Source organism: Streptomyces sp. NPDC036822, assembly GCF_055609145.1.
On record NZ_JBVJPY010000004.1, the window covers coordinates 481639 to 498005 of the forward strand.

General features: G+C 74.0%; 17 protein-coding genes. 9 read left to right on the plus strand and 8 right to left on the minus strand.

What is annotated here, in order from left to right; genetic code table 11:
* Nucleotides 1-52: 52 nt before the first annotated feature.
* Both ACZ68P_RS12735 and ACZ68P_RS12740 read left to right on the plus strand, forming a co-directional pair.
* Nucleotides 53-928 (plus strand): GNAT family N-acetyltransferase, encoded by an 876-nt coding sequence (locus ACZ68P_RS12735; RefSeq protein WP_471005401.1) that lies wholly within the window; start codon nucleotides 53-55, stop codon nucleotides 926-928.
* Nucleotides 925-1806 carry a lysophospholipid acyltransferase family protein gene (locus ACZ68P_RS12740; RefSeq protein ID WP_471005403.1) on the plus strand — a complete coding sequence of 294 codons (882 nt, stop codon included), beginning with the start codon at nucleotides 925-927 and terminating at the stop codon, nucleotides 1804-1806. Before ACZ68P_RS12735 ends, ACZ68P_RS12740 begins: the two co-directional genes overlap by 4 nt.
* On the opposite strand, the gene egtD is transcribed toward ACZ68P_RS12740, so the two are convergent.
* From egtD to egtA, 4 genes are read right to left on the minus strand one after another with little or no spacing between them, the layout of a single operon-like run.
* Nucleotides 1701-2666, minus strand: coding sequence for an L-histidine N(alpha)-methyltransferase (gene egtD, locus ACZ68P_RS12745; RefSeq protein WP_471005404.1), 966 nt, complete (start codon nucleotides 2664-2666; stop codon nucleotides 1701-1703). The two genes, ACZ68P_RS12740 and egtD, sit on opposite strands and share 106 nt — an antisense overlap.
* The gene (gene egtC / locus ACZ68P_RS12750; RefSeq protein ID WP_471005406.1) at nucleotides 2663-3430 is read right to left on the minus strand and encodes an ergothioneine biosynthesis protein EgtC; all 768 of its coding nucleotides are present in this window, start codon (nucleotides 3428-3430) and stop codon (nucleotides 2663-2665) included. Before egtC ends, egtD begins: the two co-directional genes overlap by 4 nt.
* The gene (gene egtB / locus ACZ68P_RS12755; RefSeq protein ID WP_471005408.1) at nucleotides 3430-4746 is read right to left on the minus strand and encodes an ergothioneine biosynthesis protein EgtB; all 1317 of its coding nucleotides are present in this window, start codon (nucleotides 4744-4746) and stop codon (nucleotides 3430-3432) included. The genes egtC and egtB overlap by 1 nt, the downstream gene beginning before the upstream one ends.
* A complete protein-coding gene (gene egtA, locus ACZ68P_RS12760) occupies nucleotides 4743-6005 on the minus strand; it encodes an ergothioneine biosynthesis glutamate--cysteine ligase EgtA (protein WP_471005410.1) in 1263 nt (420 codons plus the stop codon). The genes egtB and egtA overlap by 4 nt, the downstream gene beginning before the upstream one ends.
* Nucleotides 6006-6139: 134 nt before the next feature.
* Between egtA and ACZ68P_RS12765 the strand changes: the two genes are divergently transcribed.
* The 3 genes from ACZ68P_RS12765 to ACZ68P_RS12775 all read left to right on the plus strand — a co-directional run bounded on the left by ACZ68P_RS12765 (nucleotide 6140) and on the right by ACZ68P_RS12775 (nucleotide 8536).
* Nucleotides 6140-6964, plus strand: a complete 825-nt coding sequence (locus ACZ68P_RS12765) for a TIGR02452 family protein (protein WP_471005411.1) — start codon at nucleotides 6140-6142, stop codon at nucleotides 6962-6964.
* Between the two features lie 145 nt (nucleotides 6965-7109).
* Nucleotides 7110-8288 (plus strand): glycosyl hydrolase family 18 protein, encoded by a 1179-nt coding sequence (locus ACZ68P_RS12770; RefSeq protein WP_471005412.1) that lies wholly within the window; start codon nucleotides 7110-7112, stop codon nucleotides 8286-8288.
* Nucleotides 8289-8365: 77 nt separating this feature from the next.
* Nucleotides 8366-8536: a hypothetical protein gene (locus tag ACZ68P_RS12775; RefSeq protein WP_471005415.1), complete on the plus strand. Its 171-nt coding sequence runs from the start codon at nucleotides 8366-8368 to the stop codon at nucleotides 8534-8536.
* A 90-nt stretch (nucleotides 8537-8626) separates the two neighbouring features.
* On the opposite strand, the gene ACZ68P_RS12780 is transcribed toward ACZ68P_RS12775, so the two are convergent.
* The 3 genes from ACZ68P_RS12780 to ACZ68P_RS12790 form a co-directional block, all read right to left on the minus strand.
* On the minus strand, nucleotides 8627-10069 hold the full coding sequence (locus ACZ68P_RS12780; RefSeq protein WP_471005417.1) for a flotillin family protein: 1443 nt from the start codon (nucleotides 10067-10069) through the stop codon (nucleotides 8627-8629).
* An 81-nt stretch (nucleotides 10070-10150) separates the two neighbouring features.
* Nucleotides 10151-10369: a hypothetical protein gene (locus ACZ68P_RS12785; protein ID WP_365716109.1), complete on the minus strand. Its 219-nt coding sequence runs from the start codon at nucleotides 10367-10369 to the stop codon at nucleotides 10151-10153.
* A gap of 14 nt (nucleotides 10370-10383) precedes the next feature.
* On the minus strand, nucleotides 10384-11091 hold the full coding sequence (locus tag ACZ68P_RS12790) for an alpha/beta fold hydrolase (RefSeq protein WP_471005623.1): 708 nt from the start codon (nucleotides 11089-11091) through the stop codon (nucleotides 10384-10386).
* Between the two features lie 281 nt (nucleotides 11092-11372).
* On the opposite strand from ACZ68P_RS12790, the gene ACZ68P_RS12795 reads away from it, so the two are divergent.
* The 3 genes from ACZ68P_RS12795 (at nucleotide 11373) to ACZ68P_RS12805 (ending at nucleotide 14271) form a co-directional block, all read left to right on the plus strand.
* Nucleotides 11373-12395, plus strand: coding sequence for a LacI family DNA-binding transcriptional regulator (locus tag ACZ68P_RS12795; RefSeq protein WP_471005420.1), 1023 nt, complete (start codon nucleotides 11373-11375; stop codon nucleotides 12393-12395).
* Between the two features lie 234 nt (nucleotides 12396-12629).
* Nucleotides 12630-12899, plus strand: coding sequence for a hypothetical protein (locus ACZ68P_RS12800; RefSeq protein WP_471005421.1), 270 nt, complete (start codon nucleotides 12630-12632; stop codon nucleotides 12897-12899).
* Between the two features lie 184 nt (nucleotides 12900-13083).
* The gene (locus ACZ68P_RS12805) at nucleotides 13084-14271 is read left to right on the plus strand and encodes a thiolase family protein (protein WP_471005423.1); all 1188 of its coding nucleotides are present in this window, start codon (nucleotides 13084-13086) and stop codon (nucleotides 14269-14271) included.
* A gap of 102 nt (nucleotides 14272-14373) precedes the next feature.
* On the opposite strand, the gene trxA is transcribed toward ACZ68P_RS12805, so the two are convergent.
* The gene (trxA, locus tag ACZ68P_RS12810; protein ID WP_391134125.1) at nucleotides 14374-14736 is read right to left on the minus strand and encodes a thioredoxin; all 363 of its coding nucleotides are present in this window, start codon (nucleotides 14734-14736) and stop codon (nucleotides 14374-14376) included.
* Nucleotides 14737-14907: 171 nt separating this feature from the next.
* Here trxA and ACZ68P_RS12815 point away from each other — a divergent pair, with 171 nt between their 5' ends.
* Nucleotides 14908-16359, plus strand: a complete 1452-nt coding sequence (locus ACZ68P_RS12815) for a dihydrolipoyl dehydrogenase family protein (protein WP_471005425.1) — start codon at nucleotides 14908-14910, stop codon at nucleotides 16357-16359.
* Nucleotides 16360-16367: the final 8 nt, after the last annotated feature.

Sequence of the window (16367 nt, forward strand, 5' to 3'; positions counted from 1 at the left end):
CCGCGCGGCCCGGCCCTCACCGTCCCCCTTCCGTCCACCGCAGGAGCCCGCCATGCCCGCACCGTCGCCCGCAGCAGCCGTCGCCGTCGCCCCGGCGGTCGGTGCCCCCGCCGTGCCCGTCCCGGCCGGCCTCTCCGTTCCGAGCACCGACACCGGCTCCGGCACCGGCTCCGCACAGGGCCCGGCGCCCGCCGGACCGCCCCGCTACGTGGTCGGCCTCGCCCGCGACCAGGAGGAGGTCCGCGCCGCCCAGCGGCTGCGTCACCAGGTCTTCGCCGGGGAGCTGGGCGCCCGCCTCGACGGCCCCGAACCCGGTCTGGACACCGACGCCTTCGACGCCTACTGCGACCACCTGCTGGTACGCGAGGAGGCGACCGGCGAGGTCGTCGGCACCTACCGCATCCTGCCGCCCGAGCGCGCCCGGATCGCCGGCCGCCTCTACTCCGAGGGCGAGTTCGACCTCGGCCGGCTCGCCCCCCTGCGCGACGACCTCGTCGAGGTCGGCCGCTCCTGCGTGCACCCCGCCCACCGCAACGGCGCCGTCATCGCGCTCGTCTGGGCCGGACTCGCCCGCTACATGACGAACACCGGCCACAACTGGCTGGCAGGCTGCTGCTCGATACCGCTCGCCGACGGCGGCACGCTGGCCGCCGCCACCTGGGACACCGTCAGGACCAAGCACCTGGCCCCCGAGGAGTACTGGGTCACGCCCCACCGCCTCTGGACCCCCGACGGCGTCACCCGCCCCCGGGGCCGCACGGAGCTCCCGCCGCTGCTGCGCGGCTACCTCCGGCTCGGCGCCTGGGTGTGCGGGGCCCCCGCCCACGACCCGGACTTCGACGTCGCCGACCTCTACGTCCTGCTCTCGCTGCGCAACACCAACCCCCGCTACCTGCGCCACTTCCTCTCCCTCGCGCCGGCGCGGTGAACACGGCCCCGTCCCCCTGGCTGCCCTCCGCGCCCTGCACCCCCGGCCGGTGCGCCGCGCACCGAGGCCCCGGCTGCGTCACCGTGGGGGCCGTCAGGGCCGTCCTGAGGCTGGCGTCGGCCCTCGCCGTGGTACTCGCCGGCATCCTGCTCGCCCCCCTCGCCGGACCCCTGCCTCCCGGCGTCCGCCACCGGCTCACCCGACAGTGGTGCCGGACGGTGGTGCGGGCTTTCGGCGTCCGCGTCCGGGTCACCGGCGGGCCGGTGCCCGCCACCGGCCCGATGCTGGTGGTCGCCAACCACATCTCCTGGCTGGACATCCCGCTCGTCGCCACCGTCCTTCCCGGGCGCATGCTCGCCAAGCGCGAGGTCCGGGCCTGGCCCGTGCTCGGACCGCTCGCGGCCCGGGGCGGCACCCTCTTCATCGACCGCGACCGGCTGCGGGCCCTGCCCGGTACCGTGCGCGAGATGGCCGGAATCCTCGCCGACGGCGGGCGTGTGGTCGTCTTCCCGGAAGGGTCGACCTGGTGCGGCCGGGCCGAAGGCACGTTCCGTCCGGCCGCCTTCCAGGCCGCCCTGGACGCGGGCGCCCCCGTACGGCCGGTCCGGCTGGACTACCGCCCCGCCGGACCGGCCGCCTTCGTGGGCGAGGACCCGCTGGCCGCCTCGCTGTGGCGGATCGCGACGGCCCGCGGTCTCACCGCGGAGATACGGATATCGGATCCGATATCCGACGTCCAGTATCCGAACCGCCGGGACCTCGCCCGCGCCGCTCAGCGCGCCGTCGCCAACGACAGCGCGAACCGGCCCTCCCCGTCCGTCCACCAGTGGGTCGGCTCCAGGCCGGCCGCCGCCAGCTCCTCGCGTACGCCCGTCTGACGGAACTTCGCCGACACCTCCGTCCGGACCTCCTCGCCCGCCTCGAACGGCACCACCAGATCCAGCTCCGGGATCTTCACCGTCACCGCCTGCCGCGCGCGCAGCCGCATCTCGATCCACTCCCGCTCCCGGTTCCAGAGCGCCACGTGGTCGAAGTCCTCCGGCCGCACGTCCGCGTCCAGCTCGCGGGCGATCACGGACAGCACGTTCTTGTTGAACGCCGCCGTCACCCCGGCCGCGTCGTCGTACGCGGCGACCAGCGTCGCCTCGTCCTTCACCAGGTCGGTGCCGAGCAGCAGGGCGTCGCCGGGGGACATCATCGCCCGCACCGACCGCAGGAACACCGACCGCTCGGCCGGCAGGAGATTGCCGATCGTGCCTCCCAGGAACGCCACCAGACGGGGCCCGGGCGTCCCCGGAAGCGCCAGACCGCGGGTGAAGTCGGCGACCAGGGCGTGGATGTGGAGTCCGGGCCGCTCGGCGAGCAGCGCCTCGGCGGCGCCCGTCAGCGCCGACTCGCTCACGTCCACCGGCACATAGCTCTCCAGGCCGGGCAGCAGCGCGTCGATCAGGAACCGGGTCTTCTCCGAGGAGCCCGACCCCAGCTCCACCAGGGTCCGCGCCCCGGTCGCCGCCGCGATCTCGGACGCGCGGTCGACCAGGATCTCCCGCTCCGCGCGGGTCGGGTAGTACTCGGGCAGCCGGGTGATCTCCTCGAACAGCTCACTGCCGCGGGCGTCGTAGAACCACTTCGGCGGCAGCTCCTTCGGGGTGCGGGTCAGTCCGTGCAGCACGTCGGCGCGCAGGTCGGCCTCGGTGGCGTCCTCGGGAAGGGTGCGGGTCAGCTGGAACGGGCTCACAGAGAGGGCTCCTTGAGCGGGGTGAGGGTGACTTCGGTACGGGTGGCGGTCAGCAGCGTGCGGTCGGGCACCTCGCGCCAGAGCGGGTCGTCGTCGTACGGCTCCGAGGCCACGACCGTGCGCGGCGAGCCGTTCAGGTCGGGGCCGGTCAGGGAGTAGAGCGTGTTCCCCCAGGCCGTCGCGGCGATCCGCGTCCCGTCGGTGAGCAGCAGGTTCAGCCGTGAGGCGGGCGCCGCGCCGGCGGCCTCCCGGACGGTGTCGCCGAGCGCCTGCTCGGGCGGGTCCCCGGCCCGCAGCCGGTGCAGCACGAGGGCCCACACGAACGCCGAGTCGGTCCGCGCCTCAAGCCGGAGCCACTCCCGGGGCGACAGCGCCGCGGCCTGCGCGGCCGTCGCGTCCGGCCAGCCCTCGACCGCCCCGTTGTGGCTGAACAGCCACGGCCCGGCGCCGAACGGAGCCGCCGCCGCCTCGCCGTCGGCGCCGGGCCGGGTGGCACCCCGGACGGCGGCGAGGAAGGCACCGGTGCGCACCACGCGCGCCAGATCGGTGAAGGAGGTGTCGGCCCAGATCGGCACCGCCCGGCGGTAGCGCGCGGGGACCGGGTCCCCCTCGGCGTACCAGCCCACCCCGAACCCGTCCGCGTTCACCACCCCGCTGCTCTGGGTGCGCGGTTCCCACGCCTGCCGGCTCAGCGAGTGCTCCGGCGCGAGCACCAGCTCGCCGATCGCCACGGGGTCGCCGAGATAGGCGACATGACGGCACATCAGAGCACCTCCGCGTCCCGCGCGGTACGGAAGCCGGAGAAGATCTGCCGGCGCACCGGCAGGTCCCAGTTGCGGAACGTCCCCCGGCAGGCCACCGCGTCGACGGCGAACGAACCACCCCGCAGCACCTTGTGCGCCGGACCGAAGAAGACCTCGGAGTACTCCTTGTACGGGAAGGCCGTGAAGCCGGGATACGGCAGGAAGTCGCCGGCCGTCCACTCCCAGACGTCCCCGATCAGCTGCCGTACGCCGAGCGGTGAGGCGCCCTCCGGATAGCTGCCCGCCGGCGCCGGCCGCAGATGCCGCTGGCCCAGGTTGGCGTGCGCCGGGGCCGGGTCGGCGTCGCCCCAGGGGTAGCGCCGCGAACGTCCGGTCGCCGGGTCGTGGCGGGCCGCCTTCTCCCACTCGGCCTCGGTCGGGAGCCTGCGCCCCGCCCAGCGGGCGTAGGCGTCCGCCTCGTACCAGCTGACGTGGACCACCGGCTCGTCCTCGGGGACGGGCTCCGTCACGCCGAAGCGACGGCGCAGCCACTGGCCCCCGGAGCGCCGCCAGAACAGCGGTGCCCGGATGTCGTGCTGCCGGATCTGGTCCCAGCCCTCCGCCTGCCACCACCGTGCGTCGGTGTAGCCGCCGTCCGCGATGAACGCCATGTAGGCGCCGTTGGTGACCGGCACGGTGTCGATGTAGTACGCCGGGACGACCCTCGTGTGCGCCGGACGCTCGTTGTCCAGCGCCCAGGGCTCGTCGGAGGTGCCCATCGTGAACGGGCCGCCCGGGACGAGGACTTCGACGGGCAGCGGTCCGTGCGGCGACGCCGGCGGGGGAGGGGCGGTCAGCGCGGCCGGCCCCGTGCGCAGTTGATGGGTGATCAGCATGGTCTCGTCGTGCTGCTGCTCGTGCTGGGCGATCATCCCGAAGGCGAAGGCGGCCTCCACCAGCGGACGGCCCTCCAGCGGTGTACGCGCCAGGACGTCCAGGACCCGTCCCCGTACGTCGGAGGCGTACGCGCGCGCCTCGCGCGGCGGCAGCAGGGGCAGGGTCGGCCGGCTGGAGCGGGGGTGCTCGAACGCGTCGTAGATGGAGTCGATCTCCGGCCGCAGCGCGTCACGGCCCGCGACCGCCCGCCACAGCCACTGCTCCTCCTGGTTGCCGATGTGCGCCAGGTCCCACACCAGGGGCGACATCAAGGGGGAGTGCTGGGCGGTGAGCTCGTCGTCCTCGACACAGGAGGTGAGCAGCGCGGTGCGCTCGCGCGCCGTGGTGAGCGCGTCGAGCGCCCGCCGTCGCAGGGCCGTCGGGTCGTCGGTCACGGTCATGACGCCACCTTCCGCAGGTCGTCGGCCGGGCAGCCACCGGGGATCACATAGCGCTCGTGGAACGCGGACACCGCCCGCTGGACGGACTCGCTCGCCCCCATCCGGGGGAGCGCCTCCAAGGCGGCCGGGAACGCCACCAGGGCGGCGGCGTGCAGCCAGGGGTCCGCCAGCCCGTCGCGGGCCGCCGCCCGCCACAGCGGATTGCGCGGCGCCGCGGCGGATCCCGCGTACTCCGCGAGCGGCTTGACGGCCCGGTAGACGGTCTCGGCGGCCTCCGGGTCGTCGAACAGGGCGGTGGTCACGGCCACCGGCACGATCCAGCCGTCGCGTCCCGGCTGCGCGTCGATCATGCGCAGCTCCAGATGGCCGCGCGGCCGTACCGGCGGGAAGAGCGTCGTCAGGTGGTAGCGCAGGTCCTCCTCGCGCACCGGCCGGGGCCGCCCGGTGCGCAGCCACTGCCGGAACGTCAGCCCGCTCGGCACGTGCCACGGTGCCTCGTCGCCCCGTACGCACATCACCGGGGTGTCGAGCACGTGCCTGGCCCAGGCCGCGCGCGGCTCCCCGTCCACCGGGACCGGGGCGAGCGCGCGCGCCGGGTCCAGATCGGTCCACAGGGCCTGCCGGGTCGAACGCCATCCGGTGGGGCGCCCCCCGTGGACGGCGGAGTTGGCGAACGCGGCGACCAGCACCGCGCCGAGGAGGTGGGCCAGCTGCCAGCGCCGGTGGTAGCCGAGGGGGCCCGGCTCCGGGTGGCCGGCGTCCAGGCAGACCTGGACCGACGCCGACTCGCACATCATGGCCCGGCCGGCCGGACCCGTACGGTCGAGGGCGGCCTCCATCGCGTCGTAGCGCGGCTCGCGCAGGACCCGCTCGCGCGGAGCCTGCCAGGGGTCGACGCCGTAACCGCTGAGGGAGAGACCGAGAGGGCCGAGCGCGTCGCGCACCGCGTCCAGATCGGCCGAGAGGGTGTCGACGCACTCCATGAGGGAGGCGGCGGGCGGCGAGCTGAGCTCCAGCTGGCCGCCGGGTTCGAAGGTCAGGGACGATGCCAGCGGCACGGTCCGGACGGTGTCGACGGCCGAGGCCAGCCGCCGGGGCGGGACGGGGAGCCGCGGGTCACGCAGCTCGTGGACGAGCCATTCCACCTCCACCCCGACCGTGCGGGGCGGGCCCGTCTTGAAGCAGATACATCGCAGCAGATCCTCTGCCTCGTCCTCGGTCAGAAGCGGACCGTCCGGCGGTATACCGCTCGACGACATGTCGATTCCTCCTGTGGTGGGGAGCCGCTGATTCCACCTAAAGGCACCACCGGCGGGCGTGCAAGACCGCCCCTCCGGCCCCGGGCGGTAAAACCCCTTGCTCCCGCGGCGCGAAGTCGATCAACCTTGCGGGCATGAGCGCACGACTGCGGGGGATCGCGACAGAGACCGAGGAGATCGTCGAGGCGGGTCACTACCGGGCCCCCGACGGCCGCCGGGTGTCCATCGAGGCGGAGCTGACGGCGGCGGTGGAAGGCACCCGGTTGTACGGCCCCGACCCCGTCCCCGTCACCCCCGGCACCGACCGCGACACCACCGTCGAGGTCACCGACGAGAGCAGCCTCGCCGCCGCCCGCCGCCTGACCGCCGCCCGCGCCGAGCCGGTCGCCGTCCTGAACTTCGCCTCCGCCCGCAACCCCGGCGGCGGCTACCTCAACGGCGCCCAGGCCCAGGAGGAGGCCGTCTGCCGGGCCTCCGCCCTCTACACCACGCTCCTGCGCGTCCCCGAGTACTACGCCCACCACCGCGCCGAGCGGGACGCGTTCTACACCGACCGGGTCATCCTCTCGCCGGGCGTCCCCGTCTTCCGCGACGACCGCGGCGCGCTGCTGGACGAACCGTTCACCGTCGGCTTCCTCACCTCTCCCGCACCGAACGCGGGCGTCATCCGCCGCCAGGCCCCGCAGCTCGCCGACCGCGTCCCGGCGGCCCTCGCCGCCCGCGCCGAACGTGTCCTGGAGACGGCCGTCGCGGGCGGCTACCGCAGGCTGGTGCTGGGCGCCTGGGGGTGCGGCGTCTTCCAGAACGACCCCGCCGAGGTGGCGGGCGCGTTCCGGGCGCTGCTCACCGGCGAGGGGCGGTTCGCCCGTCATTTCGACGAGGCGGTCTTCGCGATCCTCGACCGTACGGCCGGCCGGACGACGCTGGGAGCCTTCCAGCGGACCTTCGCGGGCGCCTGACCGGACGGGACCACCGGATCACGGGCCGGGTGGTCCGGTGCGGCGGCCACCGCCGCCGTGTCCCCGGCAAGATCGACAAGACACCCCCAGACCCGGATGGGCCACCCACGGGGCGGTGCGCGGGCGGTGGGGCGAGGCTCGGGCCATGGCCCAGGCGAGACCTCACCGACACGACCCGGCGACCCCCGCCCGTACGAAGCGCCTCCGTTCAGCCGTCCTGGTGACCGGGCTGCTGGCGTGCCTCCTGTCCGTCCTCCCGGCCGGCCCGCCGCGCCCGGCATGGGCGACCCCGGCACCGGCCCCCGCACGGGAACCGCTGCCGTCCGCCACCCCCGGCGGGCCCGCCGCGGGCGAGGATCAGCCGCCGCGCACCGTCTCCGCCTGGCTGCCCTACTGGGACCAGGAGGCCGCCTACCTCGCCGCCCTCCGCCACGCCGACCAACTGCACACGGTCAGCCCCTTCTGGTACGAGACGAAGGCCGCCGACCGGATCGACCCCCACCCCGGCGCGGGCGAGCGCCTCGTCGTGGACGGCCTGCACCGCGCCGGCATCAAGGTCGTTCCCACGGTCATGGAGACCCTGCCCTCCGGCGTCCTCGCCGGGATCCTCACCGACCCCGCCCGGCGCGCCACGCACGTCGACGCCCTCGTCGCCGTCGCCGAAAGCGGCGACTACGACGGCCTGGACCTGGACTACGAGACCATCGCCACCACCGGTGACGCCGCCTACCCCGCCGTACGGAAGGCGTACGCGTCGCTGGTCACGGAGGTCTGCGCCCGGCTGCACGCGCTCGCCAAGCAGTGCGTCGTCACGGTCAGCCCCCAGACCACCACGACGGGCCGCGTCTGGGACTACGCCGCCCTGGGGAAGGCGGCCGACCGCGTCCGCGTCATGGCCTACAACCTGCACTACGCGGGCGGAGCCCCCGGCCCTCTCGCGAGCACCGCCTGGTACGACGAGGTGCTGCGGACCGCCACCTCCCTCGTGCCGCCCGAGCGCATCGAGCTCGCGCTGCCCGCCTACGGCTGGGACTGGGTCACCGCCGGAGAGGGGAAGACCGCGCACGTGACCTGGAAGGAGGCCGACGCGCTGCGCCGCGCCCACAACGCCCCCTACCGGCTCGATCCCGTCTCCGGCACCCCGTACTTCACCTACGAGTGGGGCGGTCTCCGCCACGAGGTCTGGTACCAGGACGCGCGGGGCGTCGCCGTCCATCTGCCCGTCCTGCGCCGCCACGGCGTCGTGAACACCGCCCTGTGGGCCCTCAACTTCGAGGACCCCGACCTCTGGGGCGTCCTGGCCGAGGGCGCGGCCGCACCCTGACATGCGCCCCCCGTACCCGCGTGCGAGTCTGAGAACGGCCCCAGCGTCCCGCTCCAGGAGTCACAGGAGGCACGATCGTGGGCAAGAAGCAGACCCGGGTGAACCATGGAGCCCGTACGGGCGGACACGAACAGAAGACGGCCGTGGCGGCGAAGGAGCAGCCCGGCACCTCCGCCGCGAGCGAGTCCTCACGCCCGCTCGTGGAGCGGTCCTCCCACCGGAAGGAACGGAAGTTCGGTCACAACTGACCTTCCGGACGACGACGGCCCCGCCCTGAGCACAGGACGGGGACGCGACCGGGGCCCGGCGCCGTCAGGGCGCCGGGCCCCGCTGCCCGCCTACCGCCCGCCGTCGTCGACGACCTCGATCGCCTCGCTCCGCGGCGCGGGCGCGGTCCCGGCGGCGACCGGGGCCGGCGACGCGCCGCCCCGCCCGTCCGCCGCCGGCGTCGCGCCGGGGTTCATCGTCGACAGCAGCTGACGGGCCAGACCCAGCCCCGTCCCGCCCATGGTCAGCGCCTTGGCGAACATCTCGCCCATCCCGTCGGCGCCGTTCAGGAGGACCATCTGGTCCACGTTGCCGAAGGCCGACGCACCCGCCTCGACGATCTCGGGCCACCTCTCGGCCAGCTGCTGGGCCACCACCGCCTCCTGGTTCTCCGCGAGCGCCGCGGCCCTCGCCTTGATCGACTCGGCCTCGGCCAGACCCTTCGCGCGTGCCGCCTCCGCGACCGCCAGGCCCCGTGCGTGCTGCGCCGCCGCCTCGGCCTCACCCGTCAGCCGCGTCGCCGTCGCCCGCGCCGCGCTCGCCAGCTCGGTCTCCTTCGCCTCCGCCTGGGCAGCCGAGATCCGGGCGTCGCGCTCGGCCTCGGCCAGCGTCCTGGTCTCGTACGCCATGGCGTCGGCCGGCTTGCGGACCTCCGCCTGCAGCTGCTGCTCCTTGCGGTGGCCCTCCAGCTCGGCCACCCGGGTCTCCTGGACGACGACCTCCTGGCGTGCTCCGGCCTCGGCCAGCGGCCCGGCCTGCCGCGCCTTGGCCGACGCCTGGTCCCGTTCGGCCTGGTAGCCGGCCTGCAGGATCTCGCTGTCCCGGGTGGCCTCGGACATCCGGGCGGCGGCCTGCTGCTCGGCCTCGGTCGCCCGCCGGTTGGCCTCCGCCTGCGCGATCCGCGCATCGCGCTGCACCGCGGCCGCGTGCGGCGCGGCCAGGTTCTTGATGTATCCGGTCGGGTCCTCGATCTCGTGGATCTGTAGCGAGTCCACGATCAGACCGAGCTTCTCCATCTCGGTGCCACAGGCCGAACGCGCCTGCCCGGTCAGCTTCTCGCGGTCGCGGATCATGTCCTCGACCGTCAACCCGCCCACGATGGCGCGGAGATGACCGGCGAAGACGATGTGCACCCGCTCCGACATCAGCTTCTGCTGATCGAGGAAGCGGCGGGCCGCGTTGGCGATCGACACGAAGTCGTCACCGACCTTGAAGATCACCACGCCGCGGACCTTGAGCGGAATGCCCTGGTGCGTCACGCATTCGACGGACAGCTGGGTCTCGTTGAGGTCGAGCGACAGCTTGCGTACCGCCTGGACGCCCGGCACCACGAGGGTGCCGCGCCCCGTGACGATCCGGAACCCCATGCCCTCCCCGAGCCCCTCCATCCGGTGGTTGGAGCCGGAGATGATCAGTGCCTCGTTGGGTTCCGCGACGCGCCACATCAGTTTGAACAGTGTGATGAGGACGATGACGGCGCCGAACGCGACGCCCGCCAGGATGCCGATGTCCATGGTCAGCTCCCCCTTCACCGGAGCCGCGCGGATCCGGTGAAGGGAGTGTGCGCCCAGGGCGCCCGGCGCTCAATGGATCGGTCAACCGCCGTACGCGGCTGTGACATAGACGGTGCGTGGAGGGAGATGTTCCACGACAGTCACGACCGTCCCGGTCTCGATCCGGGCCTCGCCCACGGCCGGATAGGCGAGGAAGTGCTCGGCCCCACCCCGGATGCGGACGATCACCTCGCCGACGAGGCCGGGCCCGACGGTGCCGGTGACCCGGCCGAGCATTCCCACCATCGAGACGTCGTCCATGACCAAAAGGTACGTCAGATCCACCCCTCCAGAGCGGTCATGAACCCCTCGAAATCGTCCCGGTGGATGGTGTGGCCGGCACCGAGGACGGTACGGAGTTCGAAGCCGCGCTCCTTGAGCATCCGGGCGCTGTCGGGGGACACCAGCATGCTCGGATCGGCGAGCGTGATCAGTGAGGGGACATGGGGTCGCACCGGCCAGGCATCACGTCCGGCGAAGTCCACGAGGCCGTGGGCCGTCCGCTCGTCCCACAGGCGGATGGTGTCGGCCTCGATGTCCAGATCCTCCTCCGCCCAGCGGGGGTTGAACTGGCGTATGTGCTCCCGCGTGAGGGCCTTGGCCCGGGTGAACAGCTCGGGGCGGTACCCGTCCGTCCCGGACGGGAGGTGCCAGGCCGGGTCGGAGTACACCGCCCGGCGCGGGGCGAGCCGCTCCACGGCGAGGGCGAGGGCGAGACCGCCGAGCGAGTGCCCGATGGCCAGCTCCGCCCCGCGGGGCAGGGTGTCCACCAGATCGTCGGCGTGGTCCCGCGGGGTGTACCCCTCGGCGCCGGTGGCACGGTCGCTCGCCCCGTGGCCGCGCAGATCCACGGCCGTCACCCGGTAGCCGCGCGCGGCGAGCGCGGGCCCGACCCGGCGCCAGGTGCGGTGGTCGGCCATGATGCCGTGGATCAGCAGCGCGATCCGGTCACCGGATCCCCATGTCGTGGTGTGGAGCCGCACGTTCATGCCTCTCGGAACGGGTGCCGCCGCTCTCGGCACCATACGGGTCGGGCGCACGGCGCGTGCGCCGGGTACCGACAGTACGGCCGCGTCGGGAACGAGGGCCGGGTATCCGCCACTCGCCGGGACGGACAGCGGGCCGACGGGGGCGTCGATCCGCGGCGCGGGCCCGGAACGCGCGAGCTGACTCGCGTCAGTGTCGCGTGTCAGTGCCGGGCGGCACCCGAATCCGCCCCTCCGCCAGACCTTCGTCCTGATCGGTCTGGAAAGATGCCGGAGCGATGAGCCAGTCACCGAGACAGTCCGCCGAACGTCCCGTACCGACCAGCGCCGATGTCGCGCGGCTGGCGGGCGTGTCCAGAGCCACCGTGTCGTACGTGCTGAACAACACCGCCGCCGTGCGGATCAGCGAACCGACCCGCCGCCGGGTCCGGGAGGCCGCCGAGGAGCTGGGGTACGTACCGCACGCGGCGGCCCGCAGCCTGCGCGCGGGCCACAGCCGGATGGTCCTGCTGCCCACGGCGCAGGTGCCCGTCGGACCGCTGTACAACCGGTTCTTCAACGAGCTCCAGTGGGCGTTGCGCCGGCTCGACTACACGGTGGTGCAGTACGGCAGCCTCGGCCTCGACGGCGACGAGGCCGCCCGCGCCTGGGCCGAGCTGCGGCCGGTCGCCGTCGTCTCCCTCGGCGAGGTCCGGCTGACCCCGCAGGGCGTGGAGATCCTCAAGCGCTCCGGCGCCAAGGCGGTGATCACCGTCGGCTCGCAGCGGCTGGAGGGCACGCACGCGCTGGTGATGGACCAGGCGCGGGTGGGGAGGGTGGCGGGTGAGCACCTCGTCGCCCGGGGCAGCCGCCGGATCGGCGTGGTGGTCCCCCAGGAGCCCGGCCTGGAGATGTTCTCCGGTCCGCGGCTGGAAGGCGTCCGCCAGGCGGCGCAGGGGACCGGCGCCACCGTCGAGCCCCTGCCCCTGAGCTACGACGAGGAGTCCGCGAACGAGCTGGCGGCGGCCTGGCGCGAGAAGGGCCTGGACGGTGTCTTCGCGTACAACGACGAGTACGCGATGCTGCTGATGCGGGCCCTGCAGGACGCGGGGATCGACATCCCGGGCGAGACGGCGGTGATCGGTTCGGACGACCTCCTCCTCGGGCGGTTGCTGCGTCCCCGGCTGAGCACGGTCCAGATCGACATGGTGATCGGCAGGCACCTGGCCGAGCTCGTCGACCGGGCGGTGCGTGACCCGGAGTCGATGCCGCGGGCGCACGACCTGATGACGTCACGGGTGGTCCGGCGGGAGTCCAGCTGAGGCCGGAGGATCCCGGGGGTCCATGCCGACGCCCGGCCGGCCTGCGGGGGTCCGGCTGAGGCCGGAGGGCCTGCGGGTCGATGCCGACGCCCGGCCGGCACCGGAGCGAGTGAGGGTCCGCCCCGGCCCCCGCGCCCGGGCCGTCCGGCGCGGGCGGTCGTCCGGCAGGGCGCCCCGGCGCCCCCCGTCCCGGCCGTCCGGCGTGAGCCGCGTCGAGCGTCTAGCGTCGGACACATGAGCAAAGTTCCGCAGCGTTTCGAGATCCTGCTCGTCCCCGAGCACGTGGAGGACCGCGGAGGCGCCTCCGTGGAGGACAGCGCGGTCCGCTCGGCGGTGGTCGAGGCCACCGGCCGGCAGGGCTCGTCGGGCTATCCGCGCTACGAGGGCCACGGCCTGACCGCCGAGATCGACCCGGAGACCCGCACGGTGGAGGCCCTGCTGGTCGACGGACGTGAGCTGGACTACGGCCTGACGGCCCTCATCCGGCACGCGCCCGGACCCTGAGGCCGGCCGCCTCTCCCGTACGGCGGCCCGGCGCCCCCTCCCGTACGACGGTTGTATACGCCATCCACCACCGCTCGGGCCGTTGACAGGACGCGCCGTCCGGCACAGACTCGGGCCGCACCATCATGAAGGAAAGTTCACCAGGCGAACCGTTCCGGTCGAAGGTCCCCGTGGGAGAGAACCGATGAGCATCCGCGACGTCTACATCGTCGACGCCGTCCGCACCCCGATCGGCAAGTTCGGAGGCGCCCTCTCCTCCGTGCGCCCCGACGACCTGGCCGCCCATGTCGTCCGGGAGCTGATCGGCCGCGCTCCCGACCTCGATCCCGCCCGCGTCGACGACGTCTACTTCGGCGACGCGAACGGCGCCGGCGAGGACAACCGCGACGTGGCCCGCATGGCCGTCCTGCTCGCGGGCCTCCCCACCTCCGTGCCCGGCGTCACCGTCAACCGGCTCTGCGGTTCCGGCCTGGAGGCCGTGATCCAGGCCGCCCGCGCCATCGCCCTCGGCGACGCCTCCGTGGTCGTCGCGGGCGGTGTCGAGTCCATGTCCCGGGCGCCCTGGGTCCTCCAGAAGCCCGAGCGAGCCTTCCCGGCCGGGCACCAGCAGCTCCACTCCACGACGCTGGGCTGGCGCATGACCAACCCCCGGATGCCCGCGGAGTGGACCGTCTCGCTCGGCGAGGGCGCCGAGCTGATCGCCGACAAGCACGGCATCACCCGCGAGGCGCAGGACGCGTTCGCGCTCGCCAGCCACCGGAAGGCGGCCGAGGCGTGGGCGAAGGGACTCCACGACGACGAGGTCGTCCCCTACGCGGGCGTGGACCTGGCCCGTGACGAGTGCATCCGCGACGCCACCTCGCTGGAGGCCCTGGGCCGGCTGAAGCCCTCCTTCCGCCCCGACGGGGGCACGGTCACCGCGGGCAACGCCTCGCCGCTCAACGACGGCGCCGCGGCCCTGCTCCTCGTCGACGAGGAGGGGCTGCGGGAGACCGGCCGCGAGCCGCTCGCCAGGATCCGAGCCTCGGCCGTCACCGGCATCGAACCGCAGCTCTTCGGCCTGGGGCCGGTCGAGGCGGTGGGACGGGCGCTCGGCAAGGCCGGCCGCTCCTTCGCCGACCTGACCACCTTCGAGCTGAACGAGGCCTTCGCCGCCCAGTCCCTCGGCTGCCTCGCCGAGTGGCCGGAACTGGACCCCGCGATCGTCAATCCGCGCGGTGGCGCCATCGCGATCGGCCACCCCCTGGGAGCCTCCGGAGCCCGGCTCGCCGGCTCGGTGGCCCATCAGCTCGCGGCGGCCGGCACGGGCACGGGCCTCGCCGCGCTCTGCATCGGCGTCGGCCAGGGCCTGGCGCTGGTCCTGGAACGCTGAGACCCGTCACCGCCGCCCACGTGCGCGGCGGTGACGGACCGGCGACAGCCGAAGGGGCGGTACGGGACCACTCCCGTACCGCCCCTTCGTGTCCGTCCGTGCCTACTGCTTGGCTTCCTCGATGGACTTGCGCACCTCGTCCATGTCGAGCTTGCGCGCCTGACCGATCACGTCCTCCAGCGCGGCCTCGGGCAGCGCGCCGGGCTGGGCGAACACGGCCACGTTGTCACGCACGATCATCAGCGTGGGGATCGACCGGATCTCGAAGGCGGCGGCCAGCTCCTGCTGCGCCTCGGTGTCCACCTTGGCGAACACCAGGTCCTCGTGGCGCTCGGACGCGGCCTCGAAGACCGGCGCGAACTGGCGGCACGGACCACACCAGGAAGCCCAGAAGTCGATCAGAACGAAGTCGTTGTCACTCACGATCTGGTCGAAGTTTTCCTTGGTGAGCTCAACAGTGCTCATACTTCCTGCCTCTCCGGTCTCCTGGCGGTGTCCTTACGGTCCCCTGGGGACTCGACCCGCACAACGGCGTACCGAGCCCCGCTATTCCGGGACCGCACGGCGGCACCTTCCCGTGTGGCCACGGCGCACACCTGTGTGGCCTCGCCGCACCCCTGCCACCAGACTGGGGCCATGACACGAGCGGTGGAGCACGAGTACGACGTGGTGGTCCTGGGAGCGGGGCCGGTCGGCGAGAACGTGGTGGACCGGGCCAGGGCGGCCGGACTGAGCGTGGCGGTGGTGGAGAGCGAGCTGGTCGGCGGCGAGTGCTCGTACTGGGCGTGCATGCCCAGCAAGGCGCTGCTCCGCCCGGCGATCGCCCGTTCCGACGCCCGTAAGGTGCCGGGACTCCGCCAGATGGTCCAAGGGCCCCTGGACGCCGCGGCCGTGCTCGCCCACCGCGACTACTACGTCTCGGACTGGAAGGACGACGGGGCCGTCGGCTGGCTCGACTCGACCGGCGCGCGCCTGGCGCGCGGTCACGGCCGGCTGACCGGTGTCCGCAAGGTCTCCGTCGACGGGCCCGAGGGCGAACGTCACCTCCTCACCGCCCGGCACGCCGTCGCCGTGTGCACCGGCAGCCGCGCCGCGCTGCCCGACCTGCCGGGCCTGGCGGGCGCCCGGCCCTGGACCAGCCGCGAGGCCACCAGCGCGCACCGCGTCCCGGACCGTCTCGTCGTCGTGGGCGGGGGAGTGGTGGCCGCGGAGATGGCCACCGCCTGGCAGGCGCTGGGTTCGCACGTCACGGTGCTGGTACGCGGCGGGGGCCTGCTGGGCCGGATGGAACCGTTCGTCGGCGAGCACGTCGCCGACGCCCTCACAGAACGCGGGGCCGACATCCGGACCGGCGTCTCCGTGTCCGCCGTGGTGCGCGACGGGGGTACGGGGCCGGTCACCGTCGTCCTGGAGGGCGGCGACCACGTCGAGGGCGACGAGGTCCTCTTCGCGACGGGCCGCGCCCCGCGCACCGACGACATCGGCCTGGAGTCCCTCGGCCTGGAACCCGGCTCCTGGCTCGACGTCGACGACAGCCTCCGGGTCACCGGCCACGACTGGCTCTACGCCGTCGGCGACGTCAATCGCCGTGCGCTCATGACCCACCAGGGCAAGTACCAGGCCCGGATCGCGGGCGCGGCGATCGCCGCGCGCGCCGCGGGCGACTCCCTCCCGGAGAACGACCCCTGGGGCGCGCACGCGGCCACCGCCGACCACGCCGCCGTACCGCAGGTCGTCTTCACCGACCCGGAGGCCGCGGCGGTCGGCCTCTCGCTCGACGAGGCCCGGCGCGCCGGACACCGCGTCCGTGCCGTCGACCTGGACCTCTCGGGCGTCGCCGGCGCCGGCCTCTACGCGGACGGCTACCGGGGTCACGCCCGTATGGTCGTCGACGTCGAACGCGAGACCGTCCTCGGCGTCACCCTCGTCGGGCCGGGCATCGGCGAACTCCTGCACTCGGCGACGATCGCCGTGGCGGCAGAGGTCCCGATCGCGCGCCTCTGGCACGCCGTCCCCGCCTACCCGACGCTCAGCGAGGCATGGCTGCGGCTCCTGGAGGCGTACCGGGACGGCACCGGCACGTCATGAGCGGGGGA